The following is a 12,237-nucleotide window of genomic DNA, read 5'->3' on the forward strand; positions in this document are numbered from 1 at the left end:
GTCTGACCGACTACTCGATCTTGTTGAGGTCGACGTCCTTGGTTTCCTTGACGAACATGATGCCAATAACCAGTGTGATCGTTGCAAGGATGATCGGATACCAAAGGCCGTAATAGATATCGCCCTTAGCCGCACTCATTGCGAAGACGGTTGCAGGCAGAAGGCCACCGAACCAGCCGTTGCCGATGTGATATGGCAGCGACATACCGGTATAACGGATGCGGGTCGGGAACATTTCAACGAGGATAGCGGCGATCGGGCCATAGACCATCGTGACGTAAATCACGAGGACGGTAAGAATGGCGATCGTCATAACCCAGTTGATCTGAGATGGATCGGCAATCATCTTGAACGCGCCGGCATTCGGGATGGTGTAGACAGCCTGTTCAGGCTGTGCTGCAGCATCGGCTTCTGCCTGCGTGATGATCTTGGCTTTGACGAGATCGGCGCTCGACATGGTTGCCTTTTCACCGGCACGGACAGCTTCAGCATTCAGTTCCAGTTCCGGATTGGCTGCGATGAAGGCATCGAGCTTGGAATCTGCAACTTTTGCAGGGCTGCGAACGAGCGGCCAGCCTGCTTTCTGCAGGGCAAGGTTGATGTCGTGGGTCAAAGCGGCCTGCTTGGCAGTCGCTTCCGCTCCAGCCTGGATCGCATCAAAGGACGTCACAGTGGAATCGCCGATTTTGATGGTTGCAGGCTGTCCGGCCGGACCGGTTACGACGTCATAAGGAACAGCACTGCGCGACAGGAAGCTCGTCGCGATATCACAGGAGCTGGTGAACTTCGATGTGCCGGTTGCATTGAACTGGAAGTTACAGTCGCCAGGTGCCGCAGAAACGGTGGCCCGGATCGTCTGTTCAGCTTGAGCAAGAGCCGGGTTGGCTGCATGAGTCAGTGCTTTGAACAGCGGGAAGTAGGTGACTGCTGCAAGAAGCAAGCCCGCCATGATGATCGGCTTGCGGCCAATCTTGTCCGAGAGCCAGCCAAAAACCACGAAGAAGCCGGTGCCGATAATGAGCGCCGACGCGACCATGATGTTTGCCGACTGGTTCTCGACCTTAAGTACGTTCTGAAGGAAAAACAGTGCGTAGAACTGGCCGGTATACCAGACGACAGCTTGCCCCATTGTCAGGCCGAACAGAGCGATAAGGGCAATTTTGGCATTCTTCCACTGACCGAATGCTTCGGAAAGCGGCGCTTTGGAGGTCTTTCCTTCTTCCTTCATCTTCTTGAAGGCAGGGGATTCGCTCATCTGCAAACGAATCCAGACCGAGATGCCCAGGAGAATGATCGAAACAAGGAAAGGAATACGCCAACCCCAGGCAGCAAAGGACTCAGTGGTCATCACGTTCTGAATGCTCAGGATGACCATCAGCGAAAGGAAAAGCCCCAACGTTGCCGTTGTCTGAATCCATGACGTATAGAAGCCGCGACGGCCATTCGGTGCGTGTTCGGCAACATAAGTTGCAGCGCCACCGTATTCACCGCCGAGTGCCAGACCCTGCAACATACGCAGAATGATCAGGATTGTGGGCGCGACGATACCAAGGGTTGCCGATCCAGGCAGAATACCGACGAGGAACGTCGATGCACCCATGATAACAATGGTAACGAGAAAGGTGTATTTACGACCGACGAGATCGCCAATGCGTCCGAAGACAAGCGCGCCGAACGGGCGGACGAGAAAGCCTGCTGCGAATGCGAGCAAGACGAAGATATTGCGGGTTGTTTCCGGATATTCATTAAAGAACGCCGCGCCAATAAAGGCAGCCAGTGTCCCGTAGAGATAAAAGTCATACCATTCAAATACTGTGCCGAGTGAAGAAGCGAAAATCACCTTCTTTTCTTCACGCGTCATTTTTGGCGCGCCAGCCTTGGCGCTCGATTGAACTGACATAAGTAAGGTTCCTCCCAACAGCATTTTTGCTGACGTGTGCGGACGTTCTCCTCCAACTTCCGCGCACTTTTCCACGAGCGCATGATGAACTGAATCGTTTAATCCGTTTATTATCTTTTAGTATGAGAAAGGCTCGGCCTTGACTAAGGGGTGAAAGTTCAAATTCAGCGGGTCAAAGACAAATTAGATTGGTACTGTTGTTCGAGGTAGAATTTCACTTGGCAGTTATTCTAGGAGAGCAAGAAATGGACCGTTTTGTCGGTGGTTGTCTGTGTGGAGATGTTCGGTTCGCTGCATCCGGGCACCCCTATCGCGTAGGCATCTGTCACTGCCTCGATTGCCGCAAGCAGCATGGAGCACTGTTTCACGCCTCGGCAATTTTTCCCGAAGCTGCCGTTACCATCCATGGCGAGACGCGCGATTATGAAGGGAGGTTTTTCTGTCCGCGCTGTGGCTCGTCTGTGTTTTCCCGTTCAGATGATGAAGTTGAGATCAATCTCGGCTCGCTCGATGACATCGATCAGTTGACGCCGACCTATGAGCTCTGGACCATTCGGCGTGAGTCCTGGCTGCCGCCGTTTCCACTTAAAAGACATTATGAACGTGATCGGACTGGCACGACTCGGAATGAAGACTAGATCAGGCGATCCGGACGGAAGGTAAATCGCGCACTTTTCCTGTCTGTTTTGCACTGGAATTCCTTTATTTTAGGTGCGACTGGCTGCGCAGTGATGATGAAATTGGAATGAATATCCAAATACGACGCAAATCGGCCAGTTTTCGTCGAATTGGCTTTTTTCCTTGGGCTTTGAGTGCTAAGTCGCTCTCGCGATAAATGCCGACAAATTCCCAGAGTTCAATTCATCCGCATACCCCCAAATATCGCAGTGACGACATTGGCAGATTGATTTATGTCGCTGAGCGAACATTGAGCCAGAGCCTGAAAGCCCCAACCATGACTGCACGTCTTTCATTCGCGCGTGAGCGTATCAACGTTCTTCTTCTCGAAGGCATCAACCAGTCCGCCGTCGATTATTTCAAATCGTCTGGCTACACGAACGTCGTTCATTTGCCGAAAGCGTTGGACAAGGCTGAGCTGATTGAGGCGATTTCATCCGCTCATATCGTGGGTATTCGTTCACGCACGCAGCTCACTGACGAAGTGTTTGAAGCAGCGCAGCGCCTGATTGCTGTCGGTTGCTACTCGGTTGGCACAAATCAGGTGGATCTGAAGGCTGCTCGCAAGCGCGGCATTCCCGTTTTCAATGCACCGTTCTCCAATACGCGCTCTGTGGCTGAGCTGGTGATTGGTGAAATTATCATGCTGATGCGCCGCATTTTCCCGCGCTCCAATGCGGCCCATACGGGCGGCTGGGACAAGAGCGCGACAGGCAGTCGCGAAGTGCGTGGCAAAACGCTGGGTATCGTCGGCTATGGCAATATCGGTTCGCAGGTCGGCAATCTGGCTGAAAGCCTCGGCATGACGGTCCGCTATTTCGACATGACCGACAAGCTGCAATACGGTAATGTTATTCCGACTGAAACGCTCGACGAACTGCTCGAAATTTCGGACGTGATCAGCTTGCATGTGCCATCGAACAAGTCGACGGCCAAGATGATCACCGAAGCCAAGCTGCGCAAGATGAAGAAGGGCGCCTTCTTCATCAACAATGCGCGCGGTTCTGTGGTCGATCTGGAAGCGCTGGCCAAGGTTCTGAAAGAAGGCCATCTCGCCGGTGCGGCAATTGACGTGTTTCCGGTTGAGCCTGCCTCGAACAAGGATCCGTTTGTTTCGCCGTTGCAGGGGCTGGAGAATGTCATTCTCACTCCGCATATTGGCGGCTCGACTGAAGAAGCGCAGGAACGCATTGGTTTGGAAGTCACCCGTAAGCTGGTGGAATATTCCGATGTTGGTTCGACGCTTGGTGCGGTTAACTTCCCGCAGGTGCAGCTGCCTGCGCGTCCCAATGGCACGCGTTTCATGCATGTGCATGAAAACCGCCCGGGCATTCTCAACAGTCTCGTGAATATTTTCTCCTCACATAACATCAACATCGTCAGCCAGTTTCTGCAGACCGATGGTGAAGTTGGCTATGTGGTGATCGAGGGTGACGCGATGGAAGAACATGCCGAAGACGTTCTTCAGGCGATGCGCGAAATTCCGGGTACTGTGCGGACGCGCCTCCTTTATTGATAAAGCAGCATGCCATTTGAAGGCCCGCGCAGCATTCGCCGCGCGGGCCTTTGCATTTGAATATCGCAACGTAATAAGCGGTATTGTTCCTGTATTTTTGAGCAGTTTTGTTGCGCTTCTCTTCGAGAAATCATTGACTCTTTTTTCAAAGGGCTTAAAAGCGCAATCGGAAAAGGAGACAATCCCGTGAACGCTTCTCGCGCATCACATAGCCTGTGTGGACTGAATGGCCTCATCGCCATCGGTGCCCTCATGGCGTCCGTTTCCAAAACTACCACGGCCACTTGCATTAAAACGACCACCAAAACGGTCTGACCCCTTGGCCTGCTCGCCCTCTCTCCCCGGGTCCGGCCCAGGGAAAAGGCCCGCTGGTCGCGGGTTTTTATGGAAGCGGAGAGGACAGGAGAAGGTAAATGGGTTTTAAGATTGCAGTCGTCGGCGCCACCGGAAATGTCGGTCGCGAAATGCTCAATATCCTCGAAGAACGCGGTTTTCCGGCTGATGAAGTCGTGGCTCTCGCTTCGCGTCGCAGCCAGGGTACAGAAGTGTCCTATGGCGACAAGACGCTGAAGGTGAAGGCACTTGACCAGTACGACTTCTCCGATACCGACATTTGCCTCATGTCCGCTGGTGGAAATATTTCCAAGGAATGGTCGCCAAAGATCGGTGCGCAGGGTTGCGTCGTTATCGATAATTCCTCCGCATGGCGTTATGACTCCAATGTGCCGCTCATTGTTCCGGAAGTGAACCCTGACGCGATTGAAGGCTTCCGCAAGAAGAACATCATTGCCAATCCGAACTGCTCGACGGCACAGCTCGTTGTAGCTCTGAAGCCGTTGCATGATGCAGCCAAGATCAAGCGCGTTGTAGTCTCGACCTACCAGTCGGTTTCGGGCGCTGGCAAGGAAGGCATGGATGAGCTGTTCCAGCAATCGCGCGCTGTGTTCGTTGCTGATCCTGTGACAGCACAGAAGTTCACCAAGCGCATTGCATTCAACGTGATCCCGCATATCGATGTCTTCATGGAAGACGGCTACACCAAGGAAGAATGGAAGATGGTGGCCGAAACCAAGAAGATGCTCGATCCGAAGATCAAGCTCACCGCGACAGCTGTACGCGTTCCTGTTTTCATCGGTCACTCGGAAGCGGTCAATATCGAGTTTGAAAACCCGATTTCAGCAGAAGAAGCCCGTGAAATTCTGCGTGATGCACCGGGCTGTCAGGTTGTCGATAAGCACGAAGATGGCGGTTACATCACGCCTTATGAATCGGCAGGCGAAGACGCCACCTATATCAGCCGTATCCGTGAAGATATCACCGTTGAAAACGGTCTGGCACTGTGGGTTGTTTCCGACAATCTGCGCAAGGGTGCAGCGCTCAACACGATCCAGATCGCAGAACTGCTGGTCGCTCGTGGCCTGATCACGCCAAAGGCGCTTGCTGCTTAATTGATACTGCAGTTTTAAAAACAAAAGCGCCGGTTTCCCGGCGCTTTTTTGTTAGAGCGGTGCCAGTTAAAACGGAGTTGCGTCGGATAATGCGAAAGACAAAGAGATAGAGCATTTCCAATGATGCAAGAAAAACAGGAAATGCTCTAGCGCGGAACACTATCCGTAAGATTGCTGCGAATATCGAGCAATCGCGCACGTAAATCCTTCAAGTCGTCTAATGGCTGACCCAGCGCGCAGAAAATCTGTTCCGGGATACTTTCCGCAGCTTCGCGCAAAGCCTGTCCCTCATCAGTCAGCGTAATGCGCACCTGACGTTCATCCTGTGGGTCGCGGCGGCGCTTGATGCGGCCAGCCGTTTCAAGACGCTTGAGGAGAGGGGTCAGTGTGCCGGAATCAAGGTTCAGCTTCCCACCGATCTCCGATACCGTCTGATCGTCTTTTTCCCAGAGGACCAGCATGACCAGAAATTGCGGATAGGTCAGGTCGAGCTTGCTCAGGATGGGCTGATAGGCACGCGTCAGCGCATTCGCGGTTGAATAGATCGCGAAGCAGACCATATCTGATAAGTGCAAGTGGGAGTCTTTGTGGTCGCTGTTCATGATCCACCTTCCCTACCGCGATTATAAGCTATGCACAATTGAATTGCGCGTCACATAATCGTGAAAAACGATTTTGCAAAATTAGATTGCGAACAATTTAATTATTTGCAACTTTGTTCGCGAAGATAAGTTCACAAACAGGAGAAGTCATATGTCCATTCTCTATACAACACAGTCCACCGCAACGGGCGGACGTACCGGCAGTGCCAAGACCGCTGACGGACGTCTTAGCGTCGTTCTTGATACGCCAAAGGAATTGGGCGGCTCGGGCGGTGAGGGCACCAATCCCGAACAGCTTTTCGCCTCCGGCTATGCAGCCTGCTTTCTCGGTGCTTTGAAATTCGTGGCTTCCAAGGAGAAGGTTTCGATTTCAGCTGACAGCACTGTGACCGCGACGGTTGGCATCGGTCCGCGCGACGACGGCACAGGCTTCGGTCTTGATGTTGCTCTTGAAGTTGCTCTGCCGGGCGTGGACAAGGCCAAGGCCGAAGAGCTGGTCAATGCAGCACACATCGTCTGCCCTTATTCGCACGCAACCCGCGGCAATATCGATGTCCGTCTGAGCGTAGCTTAATCTGAAGAATATAAAAGGTGCCCGAAAAGGGCGCCTTTTGTTTTATGGTATCCTGCATATTTTCAGCAGGAAGTGACTTCGATGGGAATTTTGCCCAACATGGATGAGCTGCGTTCTACCTGTGCGAGCATAGAGCAACGATATCTCTTGAACCCATCAGTCGAAACGTCTTATCGCCGGGTTAGCGAACGTTTTGCTGCTGATCTGGCAGATGAACGAGACATATTGCTCAGTCGTTGTGCAGCTCTCATGGCTATCAAATTTCTGATCGAAGAGAGAGCGCTTTGATTTTGGCGAGTGCATTTTCCACTTGTCCATGGGTCTCTGCGGCTAATGGCAGAATGGGTCGTGGCGGCTCGATCTTTGCAAGGCCCAGAAGGTCAGCAATCACATACATGACGCGGAAGCTGCCGAAGGTCTTAAACAGCTCCCATAGTGGTTCAAATGCTGCATTGATGCGTTCGGATTCAGCCTGATTGCCGCTTTGTGCGGCGCGGACCAGTGCTACTGACTGAGCCGGCAGAAGGCCAGCAGCGACACTGTAGAAAGCGTCAGCTCCTGCGAGCAGTGCATTCTTTGCGCCCCAATCACCACTATAACCGATGGCGAAGTCATCCGGTGTTGCAGAGCGTAGTTTTGTGATTTCTGCCACATAGCCGTCGTCGGCTGGCAGAGGCATTTTGATTGCTTTGATGTTTTTGAGGGCCCCTAGTCGTGCAATCAGTTCATCACTGAAAATGAAACGGGTGGTGCCGGGATTATTATAGATACATAACGGCAGGTCAGTCGTTTCTGCAACCGCTTTGAAGTGCTGAAAGCCTTCCTCCTGCGTTAGCGGCGTATAGGAGACGGGGGCAAGCAGCAACGCATCTGCACCGGCATCTGCAGCATCGCGCGCAAGCGCACTCGCCTCATCGGTGCGCAATGCACCCACACCAACGATGATCGGCGTTTTCCCGCCAATGCTTTTAACGGCTGTCTTCACTGTATGCCGACGCTGTTCACGCGTGAGAAAGGCATAGCCGCCAGTGCTTCCCAGAAGGCCGATCGAGTCCGCGCCCGCCTCGTGAATGCGCTCAAGGAAACGGCACAGCGCCTCCTCCATGAGATTGCCGGTTGCGTCGATTGGCGTGAGCGGGAAAGCGGAGAGGCCTTTGAAAATCTTCATTGCGGTACTCGTTTCTCAAACAGTTTCAGCGTGACAGAAGCAGACGGATACCGGCAAGACCAAAGACTGCAGCCAGTACACCTTCGATCCAGCGACGGGCGCCGCGATATAAACGCACCATGGGCGCCGTTGAAAACACAATCGCATAGCCGCAGAAAATAGTGACGCTAAGCACTATACAGCCACCCAGAAACGCGGCTGAGTGAGACCATGATGAGTTGGTGCCGAGGCCCAGTGTCACCAAAGCAATCCAGGACAGAATGGATTTGGGATTGGAGAGATGCATCAGCAATCCACGCCGGTAAAGTTCGCCGCCTGAGAGAAATGCGTCGCCATTTGGCGCCCGGGCAGCGATTTTCGCATCTGACGTCATGGCGGCGCGTCCAGCCTTGAAGGCCAGATACAGCAGATAAAGACCACCGAAGATTTTAAGGATAATCAGTGCTTCCGCAAAGCGTGTGAGGATGGCCGAGACACCGGTTGCGGCCATCAAGCCCCAGAAAATCGAACCAGTAACAACACCGGCAGCGAATATAAGCCCCGCCTTTCGACCCTGATGCATGGCGACGCCCATAATGCGCATATTGCTCGGGCCGGGGCTGCCGGCTGCAATCACATAGGTCGTGTAGACGAGGAGAAGCTGGTAGGCGGCCGGAGAAAGGCTCATGATCATCACTCAGATTGCACTGAGGGAATTCATAGCATTCTCCGCATTCAATATCTGTATGCGATTGTATCGAAATCTACTGGAAAAATACCGAAATTGTCACTGTTTTGATCAGAAATGACAAATCTGTGCAACACAACGCCAATGTGTTGCTCTAATCAGCATGCGCTTCCAGAGCTTCCATATCATCATCAGAAAGGCCAAAATGGTGGCCGATTTCATGGATGAGGACATGGGTGATGATGTCGCCAAGTGTTTCTTCATTCTCTGACCAGTAGTCGAGAATTGCACGACGAAAAAGCGTGATGCGGTTGGGAGTGTCGCCGGTTTGAAGGCTGAAACGCTCGCCAATTCCCACACCTTCAAACAGGCCAAGAAGATCGAAAGGCGTTTCGAGGCCCATATCTTCGACGATCTGCTCTTCGGGGAAATCTGCGATCTGAATGATGATGTCGCCGCAAAGCGCGCGAAATTCCTGCGGGAGATGCGCTAACGCTTCAATCGCAATGGATTCGACTTCATCAAGCGAGGGCGAGAGACGTCCCGCCCAGTCGCCGCTTTGATCTTCTCGGGCCATTTCAGCCAACCGGGTCCTATTCAATGATTAAGGCCGCCGGACTTTCTGGCAATGAGCTTGTAATACTAAAAGCCATTATGCCCAGGGACGCTGTTGTGCGTTCTTTGCCTCGAAGGTATCGATGTTCGTTACCTTTTCCATAGTCAGGCCGATGTCATCGAGACCATTGAGCAGGCAATGACGCTTAAAATCGTCAAGGTCAAAGGAGATTGTGCCGCCATCTGGGCCATGAATTTCCTTGGCTTCAAGATCGACGGTCAGTGTTGCATTGGCGCCGCGTGAAGCGTCGTCCATCAGCTTGTCGAGATCTTCCTGACTGACTTTGATCGGCAAGATGCCGTTCTTGAAGCAGTTGTTGTAGAAGATATCGGCGAAAGAGGTCGAGATCACGCAACGGATGCCGAAATCGAGCAGCGCCCAAGGCGCATGTTCACGCGAGGAGCCGCAGCCAAAATTATCGCCAGCAACCAGTATCTGCGCATTGCGATAACCAGGCTTGTTGAGTACGAAATCCGGATTTTCGGTTCCGTCTTCGTTAAAGCGCATTTCGGCAAAAAGCCCCTTGCTCAGACCCGTACGCTTGATCGTCTTCAGATAATCCTTAGGGATAATCATGTCCGTATCGATATTGACGATCGGCAGGGGGGCTGCGACGCCCGTGAGCTTGGTGAACTTGTCCATGTTCCTGACCTGTCGGTTGGGTATTTTAAATTTGCTGTCTGATTTACATCAGCATCGCAGAGAGTCAATGTTTCAGGCCGCAAGTGCCCAATAGGTCGCAACCTTAGACGCGATATCAAGGCCTCCGGCCCGTTTTAACGCGGACCGGAAGTGTGTGGCGGTGATCAGCGCATGAATATGTCTGAAATTTACCAGAATCATTTAGAATCATGCGCCAAAGTTCTTTCAGGCGAAATTATTGCACGCTAAGTGTAATCCCGCCGGCTTCACTGCCGGTCAGCCTGCGGGACTTTCCATCTGCCCCGACAACGACAGTAAAGCGCCTGCGCAGCATCGAGAGGTTTGGCGAGACTGCAACATTGATCGCCGGATCGAACTGCAGTGTAATCCGCCAGAGATCAGGCTTGATCGTTTCCTCGACGCCGATGATGCGTGCCTCGAAAGCGGTTGTATGGAACATGCCTGAAACGCGCTGGCTGACACGATAAGGCGCAGTATTATCTTCAACGCGTGTGGCTTCAGCTTTTACGTCCTGAGCGGCAAGTGTGTTCCAGTCGCGCGTACCGGACTGGCGTGCAACGAGGTCAAGCGCCTTTCCGTGGCTGATGTTGATGCCTTCTTCACCCAAGGCCTGCCGCAAACGGCGAGCCTGATGTTTGAAATCAGTTGTATTGTGCCCAGCAAGCATGGCTGTGGTCATGGTTTCGCTCCTGAATGTGAGCGGCATTTTCGTAAACGGGTGCTCGCATTGCCGTTTCTGCCGTCACCGGAACAGGAACGTGAATTCAGAATGCTTTACCATGGCCATAAGGCTGCGAGCGGCGGGTGCATTCCAACCGAAGGCTGGAAAATAGGCAGGCATAAGGCAGATTTCAAGTCTTATGAATGGGAAGCGCTGCAACACTTCAATTCTAGCAACGTTCGCTTCCGACAGATCAATTATGCTGACAGCACGGAAATATTATATGTGCTTGACCGGATCGCTTAAATAATCAAAGTCTTATCTACGTTTTTATGTCTTACGATAAGCAGCGATGGGTGGAATATGCTTCGAATTTTTCTCTTGGGATTGACAGTTGCAGTGATGAGTTTGCCAGCTTCTGCGGAAAACAAGCCTGGCTTCAATCCGCATGAAGGACTTTTTACAAGCAATAAAGGCATGGAACTTAAGGCTGATGTGACGCACAAAAGTGGCGATCAATATGCCGTATCTCTGTCTACAAGCGTCCCGATGGTCGATAATCAGCCAGGTTGCGGTGGCGGTGTCTCCGGTGATGTCACTATCAAAGACAAAAAGGCGACATTCAAAATCCAGAGTGAAGGTTTTGATCCGCAAGAAGCGGAGTCCGACCGGAACCCTCGCTATTGCGAAATCAAGATGAATTTCGTTGGTGACTACAAGCTTGAGATCGAAGAGGTCGGCGGATGCACCTATTACCACGGCGCATCATGTGAGTTCACAGGAACGCTGGAACACGAAGCAAGCGGCATTTAAAAACTTTGTGTGGCGAGTGCTTGTCTGCTGATCCAGATCGGTGCACAAATTGCACATGAAAACAATTGCTCGCCCACGCCGTTCCGTATTGTTCCTACCCGCATCCAATAGTCGGGCGCTCGAAAAGTCACTGACGCTTGCAGCAGATTGCGTGATCTACGATCTGGAAGATTCCGTTGCGCCTGAAGCAAAAATTGCTGCGCGTGATGCGCTGTCCGCACATTTTGCCGAGCATCCGAAAGTTGGTTTTGAGCGCGTTGTGCGGGTCAATGCAGCCGATACTGAATGGGGTAAGGCTGACGTGACTGCCGCTGCTAAAATCGGGGCTGATGCTGTGCTTCTGCCGAAGGTGGAACGACCGCAGGATGTTATCGATACGGCGAACCGGCTTGATCGCAACGATGCAGATCTCGACGTGCGTGTATGGGCAATGATCGAGACGCCCCGTGGCATTCTCAATGCCGATGAAATTGCAGTTCTCGGGCATCGTTCTGCAGCAAGGCTTGGCTGCTTTGTGGTTGGGCCAAACGATATAGCGCGAGCAACGGGCGTCCGTCCGCAAGCCGGACGGCCCTATCTGATCCCATGGCTTATGCAGATCATTCTCGCTGCGCGCGCTGGCGGTATCGATGTGCTGGACGGGGTTTATAACGACTTTCGCGACAGCGTTGGGCATGAAGCCGAGTGCATGCAGGCGGCTCTGATGGGGTTCGATGGCAAGACGCTCATTCATCCTTCGCAAATTGAGGCGGCCAACCGTGCCTTTTCGCCCTCAGACGAAGATGTGGCTCATGCCCGTGCGGTGATTTCGGCCTTCGCCAGACCCGAAAATGCCGACAAGGGCGTCGTGTCGCTGGATGGCCAGATGGTCGAACGTCTGCATCTCGAAATGGCTGAGCGCCTGCTCGCGAAATCCAACTCATAATCATAA

13 protein-coding genes are annotated in these 12,237 nt (G+C 52.7%); 6 read left to right on the forward strand and 7 right to left on the reverse strand.

The features are described from left to right. Positions 1-10 precede the first annotated feature (10 nt). A complete protein-coding gene (locus ACSME1_RS14380) occupies positions 11-1,900 on the reverse strand; it encodes an MFS transporter (RefSeq protein ID WP_024897617.1) in 1,890 nt (629 codons plus the stop codon). Between the two features lie 245 nt (positions 1,901-2,145). On the opposite strand from ACSME1_RS14380, the gene ACSME1_RS14385 reads away from it, so the two are divergent. The 3 genes from ACSME1_RS14385 to ACSME1_RS14395 all read left to right on the forward strand — a co-directional run bounded on the left by ACSME1_RS14385 (position 2,146) and on the right by ACSME1_RS14395 (position 5,542). Continuing rightward, entirely contained in the window at positions 2,146-2,538 is a 393-nt protein-coding gene (locus tag ACSME1_RS14385) for a GFA family protein (RefSeq protein ID WP_024897618.1), read from the forward strand. Between the two features lie 317 nt (positions 2,539-2,855). Continuing rightward, complete coding sequence (gene serA, locus ACSME1_RS14390; protein ID WP_024897619.1) at positions 2,856-4,094, forward strand: phosphoglycerate dehydrogenase; 1,239 nt, start codon at positions 2,856-2,858, stop codon at positions 4,092-4,094. A 413-nt stretch (positions 4,095-4,507) separates the two neighbouring features. Continuing rightward, positions 4,508-5,542 (forward strand): aspartate-semialdehyde dehydrogenase, encoded by a 1,035-nt coding sequence (locus tag ACSME1_RS14395; protein ID WP_024897620.1) that lies wholly within the window; start codon positions 4,508-4,510, stop codon positions 5,540-5,542. Positions 5,543-5,688: 146 nt separating this feature from the next. Here the strand turns inward: ACSME1_RS14395 and ACSME1_RS14400 are convergent, their stop codons facing one another. Beyond that, positions 5,689-6,144 (reverse strand): MarR family winged helix-turn-helix transcriptional regulator, encoded by a 456-nt coding sequence (locus ACSME1_RS14400; RefSeq protein ID WP_024897621.1) that lies wholly within the window; start codon positions 6,142-6,144, stop codon positions 5,689-5,691. A gap of 151 nt (positions 6,145-6,295) precedes the next feature. Between ACSME1_RS14400 and ACSME1_RS14405 the strand changes: the two genes are divergently transcribed. Further along, positions 6,296-6,718, forward strand: a complete 423-nt coding sequence (locus ACSME1_RS14405; protein WP_024897622.1) for an organic hydroperoxide resistance protein — start codon at positions 6,296-6,298, stop codon at positions 6,716-6,718. A gap of 256 nt (positions 6,719-6,974) precedes the next feature. Here the strand turns inward: ACSME1_RS14405 and ACSME1_RS14410 are convergent, their stop codons facing one another. From ACSME1_RS14410 to ACSME1_RS14430, 5 genes are all read right to left on the reverse strand, one after another. Next, positions 6,975-7,886, reverse strand: coding sequence for a dihydrodipicolinate synthase family protein (locus ACSME1_RS14410; protein WP_024897623.1), 912 nt, complete (start codon positions 7,884-7,886; stop codon positions 6,975-6,977). Positions 7,887-7,911: 25 nt separating this feature from the next. Next, positions 7,912-8,553 carry a LysE family translocator gene (locus tag ACSME1_RS14415; RefSeq protein WP_024897624.1) on the reverse strand — a complete coding sequence of 214 codons (642 nt, stop codon included), beginning with the start codon at positions 8,551-8,553 and terminating at the stop codon, positions 7,912-7,914. 154 nt (positions 8,554-8,707) lie between these two features. Further along, positions 8,708-9,130 carry a metallopeptidase family protein gene (locus ACSME1_RS14420; protein ID WP_036567283.1) on the reverse strand — a complete coding sequence of 141 codons (423 nt, stop codon included), beginning with the start codon at positions 9,128-9,130 and terminating at the stop codon, positions 8,708-8,710. A 75-nt stretch (positions 9,131-9,205) separates the two neighbouring features. After that, positions 9,206-9,811 (reverse strand): 3-isopropylmalate dehydratase small subunit, encoded by a 606-nt coding sequence (leuD, locus tag ACSME1_RS14425; RefSeq protein WP_024897626.1) that lies wholly within the window; start codon positions 9,809-9,811, stop codon positions 9,206-9,208. A gap of 235 nt (positions 9,812-10,046) precedes the next feature. Further along, positions 10,047-10,511, reverse strand: a complete 465-nt coding sequence (locus ACSME1_RS14430) for a glyoxalase superfamily protein (protein WP_024897627.1) — start codon at positions 10,509-10,511, stop codon at positions 10,047-10,049. A 384-nt stretch (positions 10,512-10,895) separates the two neighbouring features. Between ACSME1_RS14430 and ACSME1_RS14435 the strand changes: the two genes are divergently transcribed. Then, positions 10,896-11,306 (forward strand): hypothetical protein, encoded by a 411-nt coding sequence (locus ACSME1_RS14435; protein WP_051514765.1) that lies wholly within the window; start codon positions 10,896-10,898, stop codon positions 11,304-11,306. 55 nt (positions 11,307-11,361) lie between these two features. Further along, positions 11,362-12,231: an HpcH/HpaI aldolase/citrate lyase family protein gene (locus tag ACSME1_RS14440; RefSeq protein WP_036567285.1), complete on the forward strand. Its 870-nt coding sequence runs from the start codon at positions 11,362-11,364 to the stop codon at positions 12,229-12,231. Positions 12,232-12,237: the final 6 nt, after the last annotated feature.

It is taken from the genome of Brucella pituitosa, assembly GCF_965577835.1.
In the GTDB taxonomy this organism is placed as follows: domain Bacteria; phylum Pseudomonadota; class Alphaproteobacteria; order Rhizobiales; family Rhizobiaceae; genus Brucella; species Brucella pituitosa.